This window comes from Marinobacter sp. 3-2 (assembly GCF_003751355.1).
Lineage (GTDB): Bacteria > Pseudomonadota > Gammaproteobacteria > Pseudomonadales > Oleiphilaceae > Marinobacter > Marinobacter adhaerens.
In genome coordinates this window covers 469,514-492,302 of sequence record NZ_RJUQ01000011.1, presented here as the reverse complement: position 1 = coordinate 492,302, position 22,789 = coordinate 469,514, and the positions used below count along the sequence as shown (strand labels likewise).

At 56.6% G+C, this 22,789-nt stretch carries 18 protein-coding genes; 7 read left to right on the top strand and 11 right to left on the bottom strand.

The features are described from left to right. Positions 1-20: 20 nt before the first annotated feature. The gene (hisC, locus tag EDB94_RS04035) at positions 21-1,073 is read left to right on the top strand and encodes a histidinol-phosphate transaminase (RefSeq protein WP_108017528.1); all 1,053 of its coding nucleotides are present in this window, start codon (positions 21-23) and stop codon (positions 1,071-1,073) included. Between the two features lie 164 nt (positions 1,074-1,237). Further along, entirely contained in the window at positions 1,238-1,981 is a 744-nt protein-coding gene (locus tag EDB94_RS04030) for a Nif3-like dinuclear metal center hexameric protein (protein ID WP_108017527.1), read from the top strand. A 216-nt stretch (positions 1,982-2,197) separates the two neighbouring features. Here the strand turns inward: EDB94_RS04030 and EDB94_RS04025 are convergent, their stop codons facing one another. After that, positions 2,198-2,638 (bottom strand): YhcB family protein, encoded by a 441-nt coding sequence (locus tag EDB94_RS04025; protein ID WP_008170195.1) that lies wholly within the window; start codon positions 2,636-2,638, stop codon positions 2,198-2,200. A gap of 231 nt (positions 2,639-2,869) precedes the next feature. On the opposite strand from EDB94_RS04025, the gene zapE reads away from it, so the two are divergent. From zapE to EDB94_RS04000, 5 genes are all read left to right on the top strand, one after another. Beyond that, positions 2,870-3,967, top strand: a complete 1,098-nt coding sequence (gene zapE, locus EDB94_RS04020) for a cell division protein ZapE (RefSeq protein WP_169702221.1) — start codon at positions 2,870-2,872, stop codon at positions 3,965-3,967. 84 nt (positions 3,968-4,051) lie between these two features. Then, positions 4,052-5,236 (top strand): thiolase family protein, encoded by a 1,185-nt coding sequence (locus EDB94_RS04015; RefSeq protein WP_108017526.1) that lies wholly within the window; start codon positions 4,052-4,054, stop codon positions 5,234-5,236. Positions 5,237-5,722: 486 nt separating this feature from the next. Continuing rightward, positions 5,723-7,621 (top strand): DUF1302 domain-containing protein, encoded by a 1,899-nt coding sequence (locus EDB94_RS04010; protein ID WP_108017525.1) that lies wholly within the window; start codon positions 5,723-5,725, stop codon positions 7,619-7,621. 34 nt (positions 7,622-7,655) lie between these two features. Next, positions 7,656-9,017, top strand: coding sequence for a DUF1329 domain-containing protein (locus EDB94_RS04005; RefSeq protein WP_014577723.1), 1,362 nt, complete (start codon positions 7,656-7,658; stop codon positions 9,015-9,017). Positions 9,018-9,230: 213 nt separating this feature from the next. Further along, on the top strand, positions 9,231-11,933 hold the full coding sequence (locus tag EDB94_RS04000) for a LuxR C-terminal-related transcriptional regulator (RefSeq protein WP_108017524.1): 2,703 nt from the start codon (positions 9,231-9,233) through the stop codon (positions 11,931-11,933). Here the strand turns inward: EDB94_RS04000 and EDB94_RS03995 are convergent. From EDB94_RS03995 to EDB94_RS03950, 10 genes are all read right to left on the bottom strand, one after another. Then, a complete protein-coding gene (locus tag EDB94_RS03995) occupies positions 11,899-12,813 on the bottom strand; it encodes an acyltransferase (RefSeq protein ID WP_108017523.1) in 915 nt (304 codons plus the stop codon). The genes EDB94_RS04000 and EDB94_RS03995 overlap by 35 nt on opposite strands. A gap of 12 nt (positions 12,814-12,825) precedes the next feature. After that, the gene (locus EDB94_RS03990) at positions 12,826-13,761 is read right to left on the bottom strand and encodes a glucosaminidase domain-containing protein (RefSeq protein WP_108017522.1); all 936 of its coding nucleotides are present in this window, start codon (positions 13,759-13,761) and stop codon (positions 12,826-12,828) included. A gap of 89 nt (positions 13,762-13,850) precedes the next feature. Next, a complete protein-coding gene (locus EDB94_RS03985; RefSeq protein ID WP_108017521.1) occupies positions 13,851-16,022 on the bottom strand; it encodes a hypothetical protein in 2,172 nt (723 codons plus the stop codon). Between the two features lie 141 nt (positions 16,023-16,163). Next, positions 16,164-16,721 (bottom strand): YfaZ family outer membrane protein, encoded by a 558-nt coding sequence (locus EDB94_RS03980; RefSeq protein WP_014577720.1) that lies wholly within the window; start codon positions 16,719-16,721, stop codon positions 16,164-16,166. Between the two features lie 112 nt (positions 16,722-16,833). Next, positions 16,834-17,022, bottom strand: a complete 189-nt coding sequence (gene yacG, locus EDB94_RS03975; protein WP_008170214.1) for a DNA gyrase inhibitor YacG — start codon at positions 17,020-17,022, stop codon at positions 16,834-16,836. Positions 17,023-17,084: 62 nt separating this feature from the next. After that, positions 17,085-19,409 carry a response regulator gene (locus EDB94_RS03970; RefSeq protein ID WP_260312507.1) on the bottom strand — a complete coding sequence of 775 codons (2,325 nt, stop codon included), beginning with the start codon at positions 19,407-19,409 and terminating at the stop codon, positions 17,085-17,087. Positions 19,410-19,479: 70 nt separating this feature from the next. After that, positions 19,480-20,223, bottom strand: a complete 744-nt coding sequence (tsaA, locus tag EDB94_RS03965) for a tRNA (N6-threonylcarbamoyladenosine(37)-N6)-methyltransferase TrmO (protein ID WP_092030962.1) — start codon at positions 20,221-20,223, stop codon at positions 19,480-19,482. Then, positions 20,223-21,317 (bottom strand): hypothetical protein, encoded by a 1,095-nt coding sequence (locus tag EDB94_RS03960; RefSeq protein WP_108017519.1) that lies wholly within the window; start codon positions 21,315-21,317, stop codon positions 20,223-20,225. The genes tsaA and EDB94_RS03960 overlap by 1 nt, the downstream gene beginning before the upstream one ends. Continuing rightward, positions 21,310-21,909: a dephospho-CoA kinase gene (gene coaE, locus EDB94_RS03955; RefSeq protein ID WP_108017518.1), complete on the bottom strand. Its 600-nt coding sequence runs from the start codon at positions 21,907-21,909 to the stop codon at positions 21,310-21,312. The genes EDB94_RS03960 and coaE overlap by 8 nt, the downstream gene beginning before the upstream one ends. Before the next feature lie 3 nt (positions 21,910-21,912). After that, entirely contained in the window at positions 21,913-22,788 is an 876-nt protein-coding gene (locus EDB94_RS03950) for an A24 family peptidase (RefSeq protein WP_108017517.1), read from the bottom strand. Position 22,789 lies beyond the last annotated feature (1 nt).

Here is a 22,789-nt window from a genome sequence, read left to right as displayed (position 1 = left end):
CCAAATGGAGTGCATAATCGATGAGCAAATTCTGGAGCCCCCTGGTAAACGACCTGGTTCCATACGTCCCAGGCGAACAGCCAAAAATGGCCAACCTGGTGAAGCTGAACACCAACGAAAACCCCTTCGGCCCCTCACCAAAAGTCATCGAAGCCATCCAGGCCGAACTGAACGACGGCTTGCGCCTCTATCCCGATCCGGAAGGCGAAAGCCTGCGCGAGACCATTGCGGCTTACCACAAGATAACGCCGGAACAGATCTTCCTCGGCAACGGCTCCGATGAAGTCCTCGCACACATCTTCTTCGGTTTGTTCCAGCACGGCGAACCGATCCTGTTCCCGGACATCACCTACAGCTTCTATCCGGTTTACTGCGGCCTCTATAACATCGAGAGCAAAAAAGTACTACTGACAGAAAGCTTTGAAATCAACCCGGAGGACTTCAAACAACCCAACGGCGGCGTGATCTTCCCGAATCCAAACGCGCCAACCGGTCGGTATCTCGGGTTGCAGCATGTTGAAGAGATCCTGGCGGCCAACCCGGACCGCGTCGTGGTGGTGGATGAGGCCTACATTGATTTCGGCGGCGAGTCGGCAATCACCCTCGTCAACAAATACCCGAACCTGCTGGTATCCCAAACGCTTTCCAAGGCGCGTTCACTGGCGGGATTGCGCGTAGGTTTTGCCGTCGGTCATCCGGACTTGATCGAGGCCCTGAACCGGGTGAAGAACAGCTTCAACAGCTACCCGCTGGACCGCCTGGCCCTGGCCGGTGCGAAAGCGGCCTACGAGGATGAGGCCTGGTTCCGGAAGTGCTGCGATGGCGTGATCTCCGAACGGGAGCGCGTAACGGCCGCTCTCGAGGGGCTGGGTTTTGAAGTGTTACCCTCAAAGGCAAACTTTATCTTTGCCCGTCATAAAGACCAGCCGGGTGAGGTTTTGGCGAAGAGCCTTCGTGAGCAGGGCATTATCGTTCGGCACTTCAACAAGCCCCGAATCAGCGAGTTCCTGCGCATCACCATCGGCACTGTTGAGCAGAACGATGCTTTGATTGCTGGGCTCGAATCACTCTAGCCTTTGGGCTAGCGGGCAGCGCAAGGCAGGCACCCCTTTCCGGGAACCGCTACGAGCACATCCATGTGCGCTTGACGTCGGCCATCCTTGGCCGCCGACATTCCCGGAAAGGGGTGCCCGCCTCGCTCGTCGAACTTCTCAAAAATAGTCCGGAGCGATTACTGATGGCTGAACGAAACGACATCCTTAAGAAAATCGGCGAATGGCTGCAGCCAGAGAATTTCCAGGATTACTGTCCGAATGGCCTGCAGGTTGAAGGCACGTCCGAAATCAATACCGTCGTCTCTGGCGTGACAGCCTCAAAAGCGCTCATCGAAGCCGCCATTGAAGCAAACGCAGATATGATCCTGGTCCACCACGGTTACTTCTGGAAAGGTGAGGACCAGCGAATCCAGGGCATGAAACGTGAACGCTTGAAACAGCTTCTCGACAACGATATCAATCTGGTCGCCTACCACCTCCCGCTGGATGACCATCCCGAATACGGCAACAATCGTCAGCTTGCGAATATTCTCAACATCAAGAATCCGCGTCCGTTAGGTGGTCTGGTTTGGGAAGGCGAGCTGGAAGAAGCGATGTCTCCCGAGAAATTCGGTCTTCACATCGCCAGACAGCTTCACCGTGAACCGCTCTGGGTTGGCGAGGGTCCGGCTGCGATCAAACGGGTAGGTTGGTGCACCGGCGCTGCTCAGGGGTTTATCAACACTGCTCTGGACGCTGGCCTCGATGCCTACATCAGCGGTGAAATCTCGGAGCCGACGACGCATACAGCAAGGGAGTGCGGCATTCATTACTACGCTGCCGGGCATCACGCTACTGAGCGGTACGGCGTTCAGGCTCTAGGGAAGGCGTTGGAGGAGGCGTTTGGGGTAAACCACAAATTTATTGATTGCGATAACCCTGTCTAATCAGGAACAGGTGATTAGGCGAAGGCAGGGCGCGAATTGCACAGAAGCAGATGGAGCGTGGTGTGTGCCCCTTTCCGGGAATGTCGGCGGCCAAGGATGGCCGACGTCAAGCGCACATGGATGTGCTCGTAGCGGTTCCCGGAAAGGGGTACATACCAGGCTCCCTCTCCCGAACCATCAGTCCTGCAGCAAGCCGAATTACCAGAACTATGCGAGTTAGGCCTGCTGAGCCTTGTCACCCTTCTTGAGCCCAAAGTCCTCAGCAAGCGTGCCGGAATCCTTGGGATCTGTCTTCGGCGCATAATCCCGCGGCGGCTCGGAAGCGTCTTCGCGAACCTCCTCCAGGCGCTTCTTCGAAGTCTCCTGCGCCAGCTCCTCCATCCAGTCTTCGTCATTGCAAAGCCGGTTGGCGCCGCGTGCCATATGCTGGTTCACATCGCGGTAGGCATCGTTGAAGCGGCGCAGCAAATGGGCCGACTCCATGAAATGCTCGTTCACCTGGGCCTGGTAGCGGGTATATTCGCTTCTCAGTTCCTCAATCTGCTGTTCCGCCCGGCGCTGCCGAAGCGACGTTCCCTGCCCGGAACGGCCAACAAATACCCCGATGACAATGCCAACAACCAATGCGGCAATCGCTGCCAGAATCAGGTTTGTCATATGCTGTGTCGTCCTTTTACCTAGAAGTGAGCCAAGCCCCTGTTCGACGAGTATAACGCCCCAGGCTCCATCATCCCATGATTGTGGCCTGCGCCAATCGTCGTATTGCTGCCCAGGCGGCCAACGTGGCGAAAAATCGCCAAATGCGAGACAATACGGCGCCCAAATTTACGATCAACTTCCGGGAATACCTTGATGACAGCTGCGATGTCCTCCGAAACCAGTGCGACCATGACCCCTTGGCAACGTTACCAGAAGGATCTTGAACGCCCGGATTTCCAGAAGGACTCGGCCCAGGAAGATGCGGTCAAGCGCCTTCAGTCACTGTACGACAAACTTGTTGAAGCCGAAAGGGATCGCAGCAAGCCCAAGGCCAAACTTTTCCGCAAGCTCAAAAAAGGCAAGGAAGAGCCGGTCAAGGGCCTGTATTTCTGGGGTGGGGTAGGCCGTGGCAAAACCTACCTCATGGACACTTTTTACGAGTCGCTGCCTTTTGATCGCAAGATGCGGGTTCACTTCCACCGTTTCATGCAGCGTGTCCACAGCGAACTCAAATCGCTCAAGGGCGAGAAAAACCCTTTGGAGCTCGTGTCCAAGAAGTTTGCGGATGAAACTCGCGTTATCTGTTTCGACGAGTTTTTTGTGTCCGACATTGGCGACGCCATGATCCTTGCCACTCTCATGGATGGTTTATTCAGTCGCGGCGTCACCCTGGTATGTACCTCCAACATCGTCCCGGATGGTCTCTACAAGGATGGTCTCCAACGCGCCCGGTTCCTGCCCGCTATTGAGCTCGTCAAAAAGCACACCGATGTGGTCAACGTTGATGGCGGCGTAGACTATCGGTTGCGGACGCTCGAGCAGGCGGAGCTGTTCCATTCGCCTCTCGATGAAGATGCGGATGTCAGCCTGCGAAAAAGTTTCGATGCTTTGGCGGTTGAGGCCGGAAAACACAGCAAAACGATGGAAATCAATGGCCGTAAAATTCCGGCCCAGGCGCACGCAGACGACGTGGTCTGGTTCGATTTCAAAGACGTCTGCGACGGCCCACGAAGCCAGAACGATTACATCGAGATGGCCAGGCAGTTCCACGCCATCATCGTCAGCAACGTGCCCGTTCTGGGCAAAGAAAAAGACGATCAGGCGCGCCGGTTCATTAATATGATTGACGAATTTTACGACCGCAACGTTAAAGTCATCATCTCGGCGGCGGCACCTATCACAGAGCTTTACACCGGTGGCCGCCTCGGCTTCGAATTCGAGCGTACCGAATCCCGACTGCTGGAAATGCAGTCCCGGGAATACCTCGAAGCACCGCACAAACCATAAAAAAGAAAACAGCCCTGCGTAGGTCGGATCAGCACAGCGCAATCCGACAAGAACCTGCCAGACAACCAACAGAGAGATTCAGAAATGAGCACAGACAACGTCGTTATCGTGAGCGGGGTTCGTACCCCCATGGGTGGATTCCAGGGTAGCCTGGCCAGTGTCAGCGCAACCGATCTTGGAGCGATCACCATCGCCGAGGCCGTAAAACGCGCTGGTCTGCAGCCCGCGGACGTGCAGGAAGTCATCATGGGCAACGTCCTGCCTGCCGGCCTAAAACAGGGCCCGGCGCGCCAGGCCATGCGCAAGGCCGGCCTTCCGGATCACACTGGGGCTACCACCATCAATAAACTTTGCGGCTCCGGCATGAAAGCCGCCATGTTCGCCCACGATCTGATCAAAGCCGGCACCAATGACATCATGGTAGCCGGTGGTATGGAAAGCATGTCGAATGCTCCCTACATCCTGCAGGGTGTTCGCAGCGGCTACCGCATGGGCCCGGGCCAGGCACCCCAGGATCATATGTTCCTGGACGGCCTCGAAGACGCCGAAACCGGTCGCCTGATGGGTGCCTTTGCCCAGGAAATGGCGGACAAGAAAGGCTACACCCGGGAAGAAATGGATGAATACGCTATCACCTCCCTCACGCGAGCCAAGAAAGCTATTGAGGAAGGCCTGCTGAAAGACGAAATCATTCCGGTAACTGTGAAAAGCCGCAAAGGCGAGGTGGTCGTTGAGGACGACGAGCAGCCCCACAACGCCAACATCGACAAGATCCCGAGTCTCCGCCCGGCCTTCGCCAAAGACGGCACGGTTACAGCCGCCAACGCATCTTCGATCTCAGACGGCGCTTCTGCACTGCTCCTGATGCGCGAGTCCGAGGCTGAAAAACGCGGCCTCAAACCCCTGGCCCGCATCGTCGGCCACAGCACCCAGTCCCAGCATCCGTCCGAGTTCACCTGCGCCCCGGTTGGCGCCATCGAAACCCTGTTCGGCAAAACCGGTTGGAGCAAAGACGACGTCGACCTCTTCGAGATCAACGAAGCCTTCGCCATGGTCGCCATGATGCCGATTCGCGAACTCGGCCTCGACCCCGAAAAAGTCAACATCCACGGCGGCGCCTGCGCCCAAGGTCACCCCGTCGGTTCCACCGGCTCCCGCCTGCTGGTCACCCTAATGTACGCTCTTCAGCGTTACGGAAAAAAGAAGGGCGTTGCAGCTCTTTGCATCGGTGGCGGCGAGGCTACGGCCATGGCGATTGAGATGCTCTAAGCCTGGGAGCTTGGCAGGTGCGGGAGTCCCTGGGTACGCGTTCCTCAACAATCGTTTTTGCGGTGTTAGTTGAAGGCGAACTCCATGGCCCGGTGCTGAGGGGGTGAATGTTTCTCCGGGAATGTCGGCGGCCATGGATGGCCGACGCCAAGCGCACATGGATGTGCTCGTAGCGGTTCCCGGAGAAACATTCACCCCATCGGCGCCTCTCCTTACCTGAAGCGACAATTAAAACTGCAAAAAAACCACCAAAACCAAAGTGGTTGCATCTAATTTTGTTGTCTATAGTGATTCTGTGCGACGGAACCCGGCGGCAAACGGCGTTTACAGGGGGATGATAGCAAAATCATACTTTTGACTGATCAAAGCGCCCGAAGGCGTTAGCTATAGTGCCAACATCACGAGCACTGTGCATGAAGCCTCCAATACATCGTGAACACCAATAATCAGAGCAGCGACTCAGAACAACAATGGAGTAGCCTTCCAATGACAAGAAAAACACATCAATGGCAGCGTTGGACCAAATTACCGCTGGCCGTGGCAGTTGCAGCCGGGATGTCCGGTCAGGCAGCCGCCTATTCGTTTTATGTGGGTGATGTGGAAGCCCAGTTCAACACCACGCTGTCCGCAGGTGTAGGTTGGCGGGTAGAGGACCGTGACAAGCGTCTGATTGGTCAGGGTAACCTTGGCCCCGAATATACTCCGGGTCAGCCTCTTGCAAATATCGGCGCATCCACCAACAACTACGACGATGGCAACCTCAACTTCGAGAGTGGCGACACATACTCCAAGATCGTCAAGGGTAATAGTGAGCTTTACCTGAACTACTACGTTGACAACCCCTACCTGACACGGGTCGGCGGTCTTTTGCGTGGCCGTTATTGGTATGACTTCGAACTCAAAGATGAGAACAGGGCTGTTGATTTTGTTGGCCAGCAGCGCGAATTGAATCCGGAGGCCAAAGACAACGCTTCTGGCGGCGAAATCCTTGACGCCTATGTTTTCTCCGATTGGTATTTCGGAAATGTCCCTGTCAGCCTCCGCTACGGCAAGCAGGTTGTGAGCTGGGGTGAGAGCACCTTTATTCCAGGCGGCATCAACGTCATCAACCCGGTGGATGTGCCCGCCTTCCGGGCGCCTGGCTCCGAACTGAAAGACGCGCTTCTCCCGGTTGAAATGTTCTACATGTCCGCCGGTATCACTGAAAACGTTACTGTCGAGACGTTTGTACAGGCGGATTGGGAGCCAGTTCGCCCTGACGACTGCGGAACTTTCTTCTCAACCAACGATTTCGCAGCTGATGGTTGCGGTCCTGTTCTGCTCGCCGGCCAGCTGCCGGATTCAGAGGCCTATGCGCAGGGCTTTATTGCTCCCCGGCTTGGAGACAAGGAAGCCGATTCCAAAGACCAGTTTGGTGTCGCCGTGCGTTGGTATGTGCCGGAACTGAACGATTCAGAGCTTGGTTTCTACTACATCAAGTATAATAGCCGTCTGCCGTACGTCAGTGGTCTGGTGAACAACCCGTCCAGCCCAACTGCTACGCAGCAGAACGACCCTAGTCTCCCGTTCTCCAGTTTCCCGAGCTACTTTATCGAGTATCCTGAGAACATCAATCTGTACGGTATCAGCATCAATACCACGACCCCGGGCGGTTGGTCGCTCGGCGCTGAATATAGCTTCCGCGACAACGTACCCTTGCAGTGGAATGCCTTTGAGCTCATCTTTGGTGGTCTGCAGCAGCGTAGTCCGGCCGGCGATATCCTGAGCAAGCTGGAAGCTCAGCGTCTTGAGGAGAGTGGTGGCGCTAATCTGGCCGGAAAGCCGGTTGCTGGTTACGATCGCTTTAATGTGTCTCAGGCCCAGTTCACATTGATCAAGTTCTTTGATCAGGTAATGGGCGCCAGCCGCCTGTCTCTTATCACGGAGTTTGGTGCGACTTACGTGCATGATCTTCCTGATTATGACGAGGCCCGCTACGGTCGTTCGGGCACGTTTGGAATTGGAACCTTGCCGCTAGATAGTCTTGGTGGATTGGATCTCTGTGCCAATGGCGCAAACATCAACGTCAATTACTGCAACAACGAAGGCTTCACAACTGACTTCTCCTGGGGTTACCGTACCCGCCTGGTTTGGGATTACCCGAACGCGCTGGCCGGTGTTAACCTTTCACCGCAGCTGGCCTGGAGCCACGATGTTGAGGGTTACAGCCCACAGCCGGGCGGTGCTTTCAACGAAGGCAGCAAGGCCATCGGTCTGTCTCTGCAGGCGGTGTACCAGAACAAGATTACCGGCAACATCGGTTACACAAACTTTTTCGGCGGCAAGCCGTATAACGAGTTGACTGACCGCGATTTCGTGAGTGCTAGCGTTTCATACTCATTCTGAACCCGGAAAGAATTCGTTGAACGAGGGAATTTAAATGAAACTAAACAAGAAACTACTGGCCACAGGCGTCCTGGCAGCGAGCATGTTTGCCGGCCAGGCCTGGGGTGCGGTTTCTGCTGAAGAAGCGGCCAAGCTGGGTAACTCGCTGACACCGATGGGTGCAGAAAAAGCCGGTAACGGTGGCGCCATTCCTGCCTGGACCGGTGGTCTGACAACGCCGCCTCCCGGCTACAACAATGACGGCATTTACGTGAATCCGTTCGCGGATGAGCAGCCCAAGTTCACCATCGATCAGAGTAACGTCGAGCAGTACAAAGACAATCTGTCCCCGGGCCAGGTTGCGATGATCGAGCGCTACGATGACTACTTCATGCCTGTGTATGAAACCCATCGTACGGCTGCTTATCCTGAAGAGGTCATGGAGCAGACCGTTGAAAACGCGACCACGGTTGAGCTGATCAAGGACGGTAACGGTCTGGGCAACTATCAGTCTGCCACCCCGTTCCCGATTCCCCAGAATGGTCTGGAGGCAATCTGGAACCACATTACCCGTTACAGAGGTGGTTCTGTACAGCGTACCGTTGGTCAGGTGACGCCGACTGAAGGTGGTGATTTCTCTGTTGTGAAATTCCAGGACGAGCTTACCTGGCGTACCTACCTCTCGGATTACAATCCGGACGAGGATGCGAACGTTCTGTTTTACTTCAAGCAGGCCATTACCGCTCCGGCACGTCTCGCCGGTAACGTACTGCTGGTACACGAGACCATCGACCAGGTTGCCGAGCCTCGCCGTGCGTGGGTTTACAACGCCGGTCAGCGTCGGGTTCGTCGGGCACCTCAGGTAGCGTATGACGGACCGGGTACCGCGTCTGACGGTATGCGTACCTCGGATAACTTCGACATGTTCAACGGTGCTCCGGATCGCTACAACTGGGAGCTGGTTGGCAAGAAGGAAATGTACATTCCGTACAACTCCTACAAGCTGACCGATCGCAGTCTGAGCTATGACCAGATCATTCAGGCTGGTCATATCAATCAGGATTACACTCGCTACGAGCTGCACCGTGTATGGCATGTTCGCGCAACCCTGAAAGAAGGGGCCCGCCACATCTATGCCCAGCGTGACTTCTACATTGATGAGGACTCCTGGCAGGCATCCGTCATTGATCATTACGACGGCCGTGGCGAACTCTGGCGTGTTGCAGAAGCCCACAATATGCAGTTCTACGATCAGAACGTGCCCTGGTACGCCATTGAGACGCTGTACGACCTGCTCTCTGGCCGCTACCTCGCGCTTGGTCTGACCAACGAGGAAGAGAACCCGTATGAGTTTGGCGTTGAGCGTCGCTCCAGGGATTACACGCCGGCCGCACTGCGCCGCGCCGGTACCCGGTAAGGGTTCTGCAGAAGACCAAAAAACGGCGGGCCTCACGGCCCGCCGTTTTTTTTACACCCTGGAAAACCCTTTCACGTCAAAATTTTGCAGCCCACCCCTCAATTGGTTTAACCTTCTTATCATACTAAAGGCGTACCCGATGTCGGTCGCCATTGAAAAGTCAGTGCAAGATCCACTTTTCCGGCGGTGCAAGGCAGTGCGAGCCGGAGCTAAATGGGGCAGTGCGTGAAACCATTCAATGATGGCTGTGCAGCCAACGACGAATTCCAGTCAGCGAACAGTGGTCTTCAACGGGGCGAGTTAATCAGGGACCTGCTCAGACAACGGGTTCATATTCCCCCGGTTCCCTCCGATTCAATGGTTCGGCCAAAGCTTGATACCAGGATTTCCGAAGCACTGACTTCCAGAGGTGTTCTTTTTCTGGAGGCGCCCTGTGGTTACGGCAAATCCCACGCTGTGGTCAGCGGCCTCGTCAGCGCTCAAATGGCTGCCGATCAAGTCCGCTGGATTACGCTGAACTCCCAGGATAATGCACCATCCCGCTTCCTGACCTTGCTTGCCATTGCCGTGGATCTACCTGAAACCCCAGAGCAGGGGCTCCAGAGCGGCGCCACCTTCTCGGATACCCTTTCGATGATGCAGGCCGCTTTGGCGCGTGAGGGTTCCGGCCAGCCACGGGTCCTGGTGCTGGACAACCTCCAGAATCTCAGCAATCCCGCCGTAGTGGACCTGCTTCAACAGTTGGTGATGGAATTTCCGAGTGGTTCGTCCATCGTTCTTATCTCCCGTAAGGCGCTACCTTTCGAAACACACAGCCTCGAGCTGGAAAACCGTTTCACCCGCATCGGGTCTGAAACCCTTGAGTTTTCCCGTTCAGAAACCTTCGAGTTTTTCCGGTCCGCTACGGCGAAGAGCGAACTCACCAGTGTTGCTGTCGATAACCTCTACTATATGACCGAGGGCTGGGCGACGCCGTTGGCGCTGTATCGTCGGGAGGTTGCTCAGAATATCGAGCGCAAACCCATTCAGGAAACACCGAGCGTTGAAAGGTTTTTGAAGGAGTCGGTGCTTGGCAATCTGACCCCGGGGCAGATGCGGTCCATGCGGGGTATTGCAGAACTTGAACTGTGCTCCGATGAACTGTTCCTGGCGCTTGAGCCACTCCTGCCTGAAGCTGGCTTTGTTCCCTCTCAGGCTGCCGAGCGAGGGCTGCCCCTGAAGCCTATGCCGGGTCGTGGTCGCTGGTTCCGTGTGAATCCGTTGTTGCAGGAATGGCTGAAGTCGCCCGTAATGGCCGGTTATTCGGAGCGGATGCTGCAGGCGAGCCGATGGTTTGGCGTGCGCGACCAGTTCCCGGAAGCATTGAAATACGCGCTACTGTCTGGAGATGCCGAGGAAGTCATCCGCATCGCATCTGAGGGATCAGAGGCTTTGCTGTTGGGTCAGGATACCGCATCGCTCCTGCGCCTTCGCAAGAGTTTGCCGGCCCAGCTCCTGGAACGAAGCGTGCGACTCAGAATTGTCTATAGCTGGGTTCATGCAATTGGCGGCCAGTTCCGCCAGGCTCGAGCGCTGATTGATGGTCTGGCCGAGGCTGACCGACAGGAGCAGGCTGCACGGATTTGTGCCTTGAAAGCGTTTATCCTGAGGGGCGAGGGCAGTGTTGGGCCGGCTTTGGACATGGCTGATGAGGCCCTGGCTGACGGGGAACTCAGTACTCAGGGCCAGCTTGTCACGCAGATGGTCCGTTCCAGTGCATTGTGCGCCGCGGGTCGATTCCCGGAGGCCCGGGAAGCAAACCGGGCTGCGTCGAGGCTCGCAAGGGAAGCGGGCGATTCCGGTTCGGAAGCACTGGCGGTTTATGCCCATGCCCGGATCGAACTGGGCAAAGGCGCCCTGAAACATGCAGAGCAATTGTTGCGCACCGGTCTCGATACCGCCATGCAGGAGCTCTCGCGTCCTGCCCGGATTGGTGAAACCCGCCTGCAACTGAATCTGGTGCTTGTGCTTTGGCATCAGGGCCGCGAAGCGGAAGCAGATCGCCTGTTGGTCACATGTGGGCGTCATGCTGAACAGACCAGGGATCTTGGTCTGCTGCTGGCGATGACCATTCGTGTCTTGATGTGTCGAGCCCAGGGTCGATTGGAGGATGCCTTTGTCTGGATTGGTCGGGCCGAGCGCACCATGCATTCCTGGCAAGTCGACGAATCACTGTTCGTACCTGTTCTCGAGGCCCTGAAAGCCAACTGTTGGTTGTCGCAGAATCAGATCGACAGTGCCGATCAGGCGGTTCGAAAGCTTGCTCCTTACCGGGAAGCGGGCTGCGTACCGGAGCTTTTCCCCATGATGCCGGGCCTGCTGGACTGCCTTCAGGTTCGGGTCGACCTCGCCCGCGGTGACCTGATAAAGGCCCGGGAAACCCTCCAGGGTATCCGTGAACGGTATGAGGGAGCCATTCCATGGGGCGTAGAGCTACACATGCGTTTGCTTGAGGCTGTGATCGTTCTGGATGAAAAGGGACCGGTGGTTGCCCTGAAGATTCTGTCTACCGTCGTCAATGAGGCTGCTGCAGAGCACTTCATCAGTCCTTTCAGGGAGCTCAGGAACGAGTTGCAGGAGCTAATGACGAAGGGCTTTGGTCAGCTTCCTGAAAGTGCGTTCAAAGAAGCGCTGGGTGAGGTGTTTGAGCTCCGTGAGGTCGCGGGTACCCTGGACACCCTGGCGGAACCCATAAGTGAGCGGGAGCAGGGCGTGCTTGAGCTGATTGCAAAAGGGCTTTCAAACCAGGAAATAGCTGACAAGCTGCATATTTCCCTGCACACGGTGAAAACCCACGCGCGTCGAATCAATGCCAAGCTGGAAGTGAAATCCCGAACCCAGGCTATTGTCCGGGCCCGGGAGCTTGGGCTACTTTAAGCTCATCGATTCGCGCATCTTTTTCGGCCCAAATCTGGCTCACCCAGCGCTGGAACGCAATCCGGGTCTCCCGGTTGTTTTCGTAATCCATTCCCAGAAACTCGCCTGGAATTTCCCGCGTCCGAACGTCAATAATAATCCTTCGGATTCGCCCGCAAAGGTAATCCCAAAAGCCGCCCCTGCCTTCGGGATACACGATCGTGACATCCAGCATGGTGTGAATCATGTCGCCCATCGCGCCCAGTACAAAAGCCGTTCCGCCTGCTCTCGGTTTCAAGAGGTGCTTGTAGGGTGAATTCTGGCGATTATGCTTCTCGGGCGTAAAACGGGTGCCCTCCATGAAGTTGAAGATCGTCACCGGGGTGTAGCGAAACTTCTCGCAGGCAGCCCGGGTGGCCTCCACATCCTTCCCCTTCAGCTCTGGGCGTTTGGCGATCTGCTCTTTGGTATGGCGGTGCATAAAGGGAAAATCCAGCGCCCACCAGGCAACCCCGAGTAATGGCACCCAGATCAGTTGTCGCTTCAGGAAGAACTTCAGCAGCGGGATCCGGCTGTTCAGCACATACTGAATGGCGGGAATGTCGGCCCAGCTCTGATGGTTGCAGGTGACAAAATACCAGTGCTTCCGGCTGAGATTCTCTAAGCCCCGCACATCCCAGTCGACCTTGTGCAGAAGATCCATCAGAAGATTATTGAAGCCAATCCAGACCCACGCGATGGTGTTGAGGATCACCGTGCAGCCCTTGCGAACGGCGGTAATGGGCAGAACGAGTTTAAGCAGGGCGACTGCAAGAAGAAACGGAATCAGTACCAACGTGTTACACAGGATGAGCAGGGCCGCCAAAGTCCCCTTCAGCGGCGCGGGGAGAAAATCGAGCATGGGGTAGGGTCTCTAACCTTCAGCCGGGTTGGTTTTCAGTGATGATTGGCGGGGTAGCAAACCGGTTTCCGCTTCGGTAGAAGCCAGCTGTTCAAGGCTGCCGGGTTCGAGGTTTCTAACCACGCTGCGGAAATCGTCGTCGTAAAACTCCAGGTTGTTGTAGTGAATCATTGCCCGGATTTCTTCAATGTATTCTTCTCCGCGCTCGGAGTAGCCAAGCAGACCCTCTGCGAGCTCCAGGCCTGATAGAGGCGCATTATCACGGCGGTCTTCGAGCCGGACGTCCCGCAAAAACTGATAGGTCGGGTGGCGATTCAGGTTCTGTATGTACGCACGAACCGAGCGGTAGGGTGATGAGAACTTGGCCACCTCATGGCTCGCGCCCTCAGCCCGGCCGCGGGGAACAAGCCCGCAGCCTTTTGAAAAGCACCACTGTCCAAAAAGGTTATTACCTTTCGTGGCAAACCGGGAGGTGCCCCAGGCGGATTCATTGGCTGCCTGTGCCAGGATCAGAGACGGAGGAATCACATCGAGACGCTTGCGTAGCAGGGCAAACTGCTCGTCGCTGCCGGGCTCGGCATCCACTCTTAATCGCTCGGACTGTTGGGCCAGCCAATCATACTCCTTGCTGGTCAATGTTTCCTTCTTAGCGAGGCTATCCAGGTAGTCGCGTTCAATCAGAATTCGTGAGTTGGCCAGAACGATCCGTGGGTAGAGAAACGAGAAGAACGCGGCCTTTTTTTCCGTGGTGTCCTGATACTGAGAAAAATCTGGCAGGTCGTCGTTGGCCCAACTTGGGAGCGGCGGCAGAGAAGACAGTGCGGGTTCGGAGCCTGTGTTATCGGAGTTGATCCGGTCAATACTGGCCTGTGGCGTATAAAAGCCACCACCGATCGCGAATGCAATCAGTGGGAGCATCAGTATGACAGCCCGTTTACCCGCAGACATAAAACCTCTCGTTTCAATCGATATAGCAATGATTATAACAGGTTATACGAGAGCGTTTGCCAGTTGGGTTTTGTCGGATGCCACTGCCGTCAGGGCAGTCGTGTTGCAACCAGCAAACCGATCTGTTCCTCACCACCCCCTTTGGTTCGGAAACGCAAATAGAACTGGTCCTGACTGGCGGTGTGAAAGCCCTCAAGTACAAGGTTGCCTGAGGTGAACTCTACCCTCCCGGCGCCCAGTTGGCTGAGCGTCAGGTCGATGTCCGCCAGGTTCTCCAGCGCAGGTTTTGTCACAGTCTCGTTACCAACGGAATGGGTGCTGGTCAGCGAAATCGGCGATAGTGTTGCCGAGCTTGAGGATTCGATGGCCAGCAGGGCATTGTCAAAATGTCGGAGGCGGTTCGTCTGCGATGTCAGGGCCAGGGCCACGCCCTGAAGCCTGAACTGTCCCGAAGCCGGTACGGTGTTCGCGGTTTGTTCCGCGGCAATCAGGATACCGTCTCCAAGCGGACCATCGTCCAGGTTGAATGCCATCAGGGTGCCATCCGGGGTGCTGGCACCGACACCAATATCTGGCCGCTGGAAATCACCGGAAGCGGTGGTGATGTCCAGGTTCAGTCGTCCGATATCCACATCCCCGTTGCTGAGCCGCGAGGTTCGGTTGCTCAGGGTCCAGGATTCTGTTCGGGTACCGGTGGAGTCCGTCGTGACAGCGCCTGAACTGTCTCGTTGTAATGACGTAAAGCTCTGGGATTGGTTCACTGTGCCGCCAGAAATCTGCCATTGGCCAACGCCTGCTTCAATGGAGAGAGGCGTTGTCTCGTCGCTGAATCGGGTTCCAAGATACAGCATGTTGTAGTCGCGGCCATTCAGACTGTCGGCGTCGAATCCCTCCTTCCTGAGGAGATTGACCTCAAGAACCGACTGATACTGATCCTCCAGAGTGCCCAGCCGCCGCAACTGGTCGCCGTCTGCTTCCAGCTGGATCGCTTTGCCAGCGCTGAAATAGCCGCTGATCACCCGGTCGGGCCCCGTGGTTTCATCCTCAGGCGCACTTGTGAAGGCGTCCAGATAGTAGGGATTGCGAGTCCAGCCAATAATTTTCGAGCTGCCCCGCCCGGTAATGCTCTGATACAGGGCCCGGCCTGCCAGCAGGCGAGTGTCTTGCAACAGCGTGGCTGCTCCGGGGGATGAAGAGTGAGTGTTCCGTTCCCAGTATTCAGAGCCCCGAACGAAGAAGTCGTTTCCCGCCTGGTGAATCAGAGCCTCGCGATCGTATGGGATATCGTTGGCCAGAGAGGTCACTCGGATGTTGAAGGCATCAAAGCTGGTCAGGGTGAGAGCCGGATAGACATAGCCGGTGCCATTATCATCGGTCAGCACCTCTTCCTGGGCCGTTCGAACACCCCATTGTCCGGACCCGCTCAGGGTAGACTCGAGAAAGGTCTGCCCCAGCTCGATACCCAGAAATACCGAATTGTAGTCTGCGGAACTGGCGCTGATCTTTCCCGAGGACGTCTCATCGAGCACCGCGTAGTCGGCCATTGCGCTCACGTAACGGGCAAAGTCTCCCCGATCTTCGAGAATATCCAGGGCACCGCCGAGGCCAACATTGGATGGAATCTCAATTTCAAAGTCGTGGACCTGATCGGCGAGGGTCGACCACACATACTTGTTCAGGCATAGCTCGCCGCCTTCATCGGCAACGCAATCCAGAATGGTCTGGAACTCACCGGCCGTATAGCTGCTGAGCGTGTTACGCACCAGATATTCGGAAAAAGGATTCACCTTCACATCCCGGTCTGCATCGGCCGCCAGGGCTCGCATCCGGGTGTTGCCATAACTGGCATCGATAATCACATCCGGTCCAAGGGGCAGGCCTTCTGTGAATTCGATAATGGTGAAACCTTCGCTGTCGGTGCGGCTGGAAATGGGAGGCTCGCCCAGGTTCTGCAAGGCCGGGTTGGTGTAGTAAACACTCACCCTGTCCGGTTGCACGATTCTCAGGTTGCGGCGGGTAGGCTCGCCGTCGCTGGTGACACCACCCGGTACTTCCATGGTTACCCGGACTTCATTGCTGGCCAGGCCGCCTGTGTTCGAGGAATCGCCGGTGCTGCCGGAACTGAAATCATCGACCGGGTTCTTGTTTCCCGCGAAGTCATTGGGCTGGCCGGCCGCGCCGGCAATGGCATCTTCGCCGCTTCCGCATCCCGCGGTAAGCACCAGAGTCGAGGAGAGGAGTAAACCGAGAGTGAATCGCATGCCTGGCTATCCGTGCAGAAAATACAGGCAGACAGTCTAACAGTCGGATTCTCGGGAAAGCGTGAGGAAAAGCACGAAAGAGTCAGGGAGGGAAAGTGAAACAGGCCCGGGAGAACGGGCCCGTTTCAGATGAGGCATGAATCAGAAGAAAATCTTCATGCCGGCCATAACGCCCTCATCGAGATTGACGTCTCGTGAGGAATTCTCGATATCCGTGTTCAGGTAACGGTAGCCAGCAAAAACCTCTGCGTTGCGGATCACACGATAGCTGCCACGAAGCTCCAGGCTGGTCATGTCATCGGAATCGCCGAACGAGAGAATGCTGGGTGCGTAATGCAGGCCGCCAGTGAACGACAGGCCCGGCACGTTCGGGATGTTGACGGTTGCGAAACCGCCGAGACCGAGCGCTCCACCATCTGCACGGCCCTGATCCCAGAAGATGCCGCGCATGCCGATGCCGGCGGTAGTCGGCAGGTTACCGATCGCAGTGCGGCCCTGGGCATGGAAATCGGCGTTAAAAATATCGCGGCCACCTTCGTGGTAGGTGTAACCGGTGCCAAGCTGGATATCGTTGTTGGTGCCGAAGAAGTTTACCTGGCCCTTCACCGAGTCGTTTGTAAGGCTAAGATCCACGTCACCTGCGAAGGCAGGCGCGGCAGCCAGTGAGAGAACCATCAGGGAAATCCGGGACGCTTTCATAGTTGTGCACCTTCGTTACGTTTTTAGCAGAATTGGCGGTATGTTAACGGGACGCACCGGACCACTCAACTTAAATGCCAGTAAGTCCCCGTTAACTTTCATTTTTCGCAGATCAGTGCCGGGTGGTCTCGCCGCCCTGGTCCAGATCCTCCGGTGATGCGTTCTCTGCGGGTACCCGGTATTCCTCGTTGGCCCAGGCTCCCAGATCGATCAGTTTGCAACGCTCGGAGCAGAAAGGGCGCCAGGGATTGGTCTCGGTCCATTCCACGGACTTTTTACAGGTTGGGCATTCAACGTTCATGGTTGCCTTCGGGTATCGGAAACGTGTCTGGATGTCTGTGCCCGTAGTTCGGTAAGCCGGTCTCAGGAGGCAGCAGACGCCTGACAATATTGTTCCAGTACTGCCCGCAGCATTTCAATATTGACAGGCTTGGCAACAAACGAATCCATACCGCATCGGCGGCAGCGTTCCTCGTCTTCTTCCATGGCACTGGCGGTCAGCGCGACCACGGGGATGCGCACGCGGTTGTGGGTTTTCTCCCATTCCCGCAGACGGCGGGTGGCTTCAAAGCCATCCACACGGGGCATCACACAATCCATGAACACCAGATCGAACGGGTGCCACTGCCAGAGGCTGGCCGCAGCTTCGCCATCGTTGGCGGTCATCACGTCGCAACCGAGTTTCTCCAGCAGCCGACGGGTCAGGGTGCGGTTCACGGGATTGTCTTCCACCAGCAACACCTTCATGCGGCCGCAGGGAAGCTCCCGGCGCCGGGCGGTATCGGTGGTGGCCTGCAGCGAGAATCGGGTCAGGAAGCGCCGTTCTTCTTTGGCTGCATCGGCAAACAACTGGTTGAGGATGGGGGTCAGGCAGGACTCTCGCAGAGATTTGCTCAGGAAGGCATCTGCACCGGCCTGGCGAAAATGTTCGGCGTCGCCCCGTTGCGGGTTGGACGACAGGATCAGCAGGCGCATATCTGACCAGAGCGGGTTGCTACGGATCTGCCGGCACAGCAGGTCGCTGTCCATATCCGGCACAAAGCCATCCAGAATGATCGCGTCGAACGGCTGCTGGCCATCGAACGCCGTGCGCAGCGACGTCAGCGCCTCGCCGGCGGATTTCACCGCTTCGATGTGCACTTCGTGCCGGGACAGCATTTCCAGAGTGATCTTGCGGGATAGCTCATAGGAATCCACTACCAGAATCCGGCGGTTCTTCACCATCCGGGTATCCGGCCGAACCCGGGCGGCGTTCTCCGGGGCCACGGGCAGAGTCAGTTCCATCCAGAAGGTCGATCCTTCACCTGGGCGGCTTTCAAGATCCATGGACCCGTCCATCAGGCCCACCAGTTGGCGGCAGATAGTGAGGCCAAGGCCTGCACCGGGCAGTTGACGCTGGAACTGTTGGCCAAGCTGCACGTAGGGCTCGTAAACCAGGGGAACATCTTCCGGGTTGATGCCCACGCCGGTGTCTTCCACGGCAATGCGAAGGCGAGCCTTGTCATCCCGACGGCCCAACACCTCGATACTGATCAGCACATGGCCGGAATCGGTAAACTTGATGGCGTTGGAGGTCAGGTTCAACAATATCTGGCGAATGCGAACCGGGTCGCCCTTCAGGGCCCAGGGCAGGTTTTCGTCGATCCGAAGTTCCAGTGCGAGGCCTTTCTCCCGGGCGCGAGAGCCAAGCATGTGCACCAGGTCATTGAGAGTTTCTCTGAGGTCAAAGGGAATGTCTTCGAGTACCAGCTTGCCCGCTTCCATGCTGGAAATATCCAGCAGGTCGTTGATGATGGCCGAGAGGCTTTCCGAGGCGCTCAACAAGGTCAGCACATATTCCCGCTGCTCCTGATCCAGCGGCGTATCGGTGAGCAGGTTGGCGTAGCCCAGCACTGATTGCAGAGGAATACGCAGTTCGTGGCTGACATTCGCCAGGAACTGGTTCTTGGCGTGGTTGGCCCGCACCGCCTCGTCCCGCTCACCCTGGGACTGGATCGTGGTCTGGCGCAGGGAGCGGGTGTCCTCAAGGATTTGCAGGCGCATCTTGTTCAGGGCCTGCTCCAGCTCCGAGAGTTCATCTGGCGTTTTTCGGGGTTTGCGCTTGAGCTTCAGCGGGTCTACCAGCGCGTCGAGATTCAGCCGCGCGGCGTAATCGGCCATGGATTCCAGATGCCGGGACAGCGTTAAACGAACGATCACCAGCAGGCCCAGGGTGCCCAGCATGACAACAATGGATTGAAACAAAAGGTTCAGGAGCGCGCGGTTACGCAGGTCTTTGTAGATCTGGTCTATGGAGGAGGTGACGGTGAGCGTGCCAACGTTTTCAGGACTGCGGTTGTTAGAGCGGTCGAAAACCAGTGGAAAAGTCTGCGATATGACCCGGCCCTCAGGATAAGTGCCGGTGCTGAAGGTTTCGCCGGTGCTGGTCACCACTCGCCCGTACTGGACAGCGGGCACTGCTTTCATATCATCCAGGCTGTTGGCCACCTCGCTGAAATTCATCAGCCAGATGTTATTGCTCATGCTTCCGGAAACCAACTCGGCGGCCCGTGTCTGGTCATTCAGCAGATCGTTCTTGCGCCGCTCGAATTCTCCGATCAGCTGAATGCCCGTTGCCACCAGAGACAAAAAAAGGCTGAACAGTAATACGTAGGCGAGCAACCTTGCCGCCAGTGGTCGTATTCCCATTCGTTTGAAGAACCGCTTTGAAGGCAAGGCACATATTCCCTGTGTCGACTACAAAATCACCAAAAGCAGTTTAACAGACCGTCAGCACTTCGACACGTTTCCGTGAATGATCATTCACGAATCGGAATCGCACGTTCAAATCGTACAGATGCGCTCCGTAAATGCGCTCTTCTTCCCGTCCTCTGCGAAAGGAGGGGCGTGGATCGTAAGCCACCACATCCTCGATCAGCGCTCGCAGTTCCGGATACTCTTCGGGTGACAGCTTGCCAATCTGGGCCTCCGCTTCCGGCAGAAAAACCACGTCGAGTTTTTCCGTGGGTGGCGAGTCTGCCCAGCCCAATGTCGCTTCAGGAACTGAATCGGCAAATGGCAGGTAGGGTTTGATATCCAGTATCGGTGTGCCCTCGATGAGGTCATGATCACTGATGCGGAGAATGAGTTGTCCATCTTTGCGCACCAATCCCTCATTGCGAACGACCGAGAGGCCGAGGCTGTTTGGGCGAAACGGAGACCGGCTGGCAAACACACCCATCTTGCGATTGCCGCCCAGGCGGGGAGGGCGCACCACGGGCCGCCAGTCTGCCCGCACCGCTTCGTGAAACTGAAAGGTCAGCCAAAGGTGGCTGGCGGTCTCCAGCCCACGGAAGGCATCTTCCCGGTCAAACGGTGGCTGGATAATCAGCTCGGCCCGGGCATGACGGGTCAACCCCGGCTGGCGAGGCACCCCGAACTTGTCCTGAAAGCATGATCGAGTAATGGCGATAGGCGTGAGAGTAAGGGCCTCGGTCGCGGGTTTCGAGGGGTGTCTTGGCATTACAAACGATCATCCTCAATGATACCGGAGAAAAACATTTCCACCCGAAATACCACAGAGGCTCGGTCTTTAAAGCTCTCCTCCCGGGGGAATTCCAGTGCTGGAATCAGCTCTGCATAGAGCCAGTTGCTGTGTAGACGGTAGCGGAACGTGAGATCGCCGAACGCTGAAGTGGTGCGCCAGGAAGGCTTGCTTTCCCCAAGTACGCCCAGCCGGGGCGTTACAATCAAGCGGTTATTCATGCGCTTACGCATGCTGAATATCTGGGCCGAAACAAATTCCTTGTCGTTGTGCACCCACTCCAGTTCTGAAGACGAGCGAAAATACCAGTCATTGCCCACCGGGCGCCCAACGCCAATCCAGGTTCGCTCGCCCCAGCCATCCTGATGAAAATAATAGAACCGTTGCTGAGCGTTCAGAATCCACTTGTCGTCCAGCCGCCAACGTTTCTCAGCCGTTGCCCGCCAGAACGCGTCTGGAGGAAGTCGCAGGCGAACACCTACATCGTTGGAAAAATTGATGGCGTCACCAATCTGGGTCAGGTAACGCAGTGCACCTGTGGCTTCCGTATCGGAACGCTCGGGCTCCGTAAGCTGCCGGTCCCGCTGGCGCTCCCCGAGAGGAATCAGGTCTTCGCTCTCGCTCTCGATCACCAGGCGCAGTTTCCGACGAGTGGTGGGGATATCCAGCCGGAACCGAGCCTCAGGCTCAAACTGGGCCGGGTCGCCGTATTCGGATTCCGTTGCAAAGCCTATGCGCAGGTAGCTCTCATTGTTGGGAAGGCTCTGGGCGCTGCCCGATAAGGTACGGTCTGCCCACTGGCCCACCGACTGGATCTTTTGCCCGTGAAGACGCTCCTGCCGCAGCACCCAGTTACTGAACTTCAGCCAGTAGGAATCCCGGGGATCGGCCCAGTATTCGTCCGGCTCAAACGTATAGAACCCGATCGGAAGCTGGTCCGGCGAGAGAATCTCAGCCACTGAACGCTCCCGAACCTCAAACACCGGTTCAATGCTGTAGCTTGGAGAAGAGACCGTCAGAGAAAGAACAGCCGCAAGGGCTGCCATACGATAGCGGGAAAACCAGTCAGCCAAAGTCCACCAGCAACCTTTCATGCAGCTCCCGCACCTGACGCGTTACTTCATCCAGAGGGCGGTCATTATCAATCACCTCATCCGCCCGCGCCAGCCGATCTTCGCGAGACATCTGAGCCGCTATGATCCGCTCAACCTGCTCCCGGGAATTGGTGTCCCGGGCCATGGTGCGCTCAATCTGGGTCTCTTCAGGCACGTCGATCACGATAATGCGGTCAACCAGTTCGTGCTGGTCGGTCTCAAGAAGGAGAGGGGAGACCAGGAGTACGTAGGGAAGCTGGTAGTTTTCCGGGTTCAACTGCCGAATCAATTCCTCGCGGATGATTGGATGCAGCAGCGACTCCAGCCAAACACGCTCTTCCGGCTTCTCAAAGACAATCCCACGAAGCTGCGCCCGATCCAAAGCACCCCCGGAAGTGAGGATGTTCTTCCCAAAATGTTCTGAAATCCGTTCCAGTGCAGGCGTTCCCGGCTCAACCACCTCACGGGCAACATCATCGGCGTCCACCCAGTGCACGCCGTGCTTACCAAAAAAGCGAGCCACAGTGGATTTTCCGGAACCAATGCCGCCGGTAAGGCCAACAATCTTCATGAATCAGACTCCCAGGAATCCGTACCAGAATGCCTGAATCTCACTGCCAAACCACAAACAAATCAATCCCGCCGTAGCGAGATAGGGCCCAAACGGAATCGGAACTTCCCGCCCATGCTTCTTGAATACCATCAGGCTGATACCGACAACGGCACCTACAACCGAGGAAAGCAAAATCACCGCGGGCAACAACTGCCATCCCAGCCAGGCGCCGAGTGCGGCAAGCAGTTTGAAGTCGCCGTGCCCCATGCCCTCCTTGCCTGTGACCAGCTTGAACAGCCAGTAAACAGACCACAAGGAGAGATAACCTGCCACCGCACCCCAGAAGGCACTGTTGAAATCCGTAAGCACGCCGAAATAATTCAACACGAGGCCCAGCCACATCAGGGGCAGAGTAATACTGTCTGGCAGTAGTTGAGTGTCGAAATCAATAACCGTCAAAGCCACCAGAGCCCAAACCAACAAAAGCGCCCACAGCGCCGACTCGTTCGGCCCGATGACAGCAATGGTCACCACCGAGAAAATCGCCGTTAGCGCCTCAATGATTGGATAACGTGGCGAGATAGGCGCCTTGCAGGACGCGCATTTTCCCTGAAGAACCAGCCAGCTGATTACCGGGATATTCTCCCATGCCCGAATGCCATGGCCGCAGGAAGGGCAGGTGGAGGCCGGTTTGGAAAGAGTAACCCGCTCTTCACCCTTACGCTGTGTTTCAGGCAGCTCAAGGAATTCCTCGCACTGGCAGCGCCAGTCCTGATGCATCATTTTTGGCAGTCGCAGAATCACAACATTCAGGAAACTGCCGATGCAGAGTGATACCAGGGTGACAGTGAGGAAAAGAAGCCAGGGCGTGGCGAGAAAGGCGTCCAGAGTAATCATC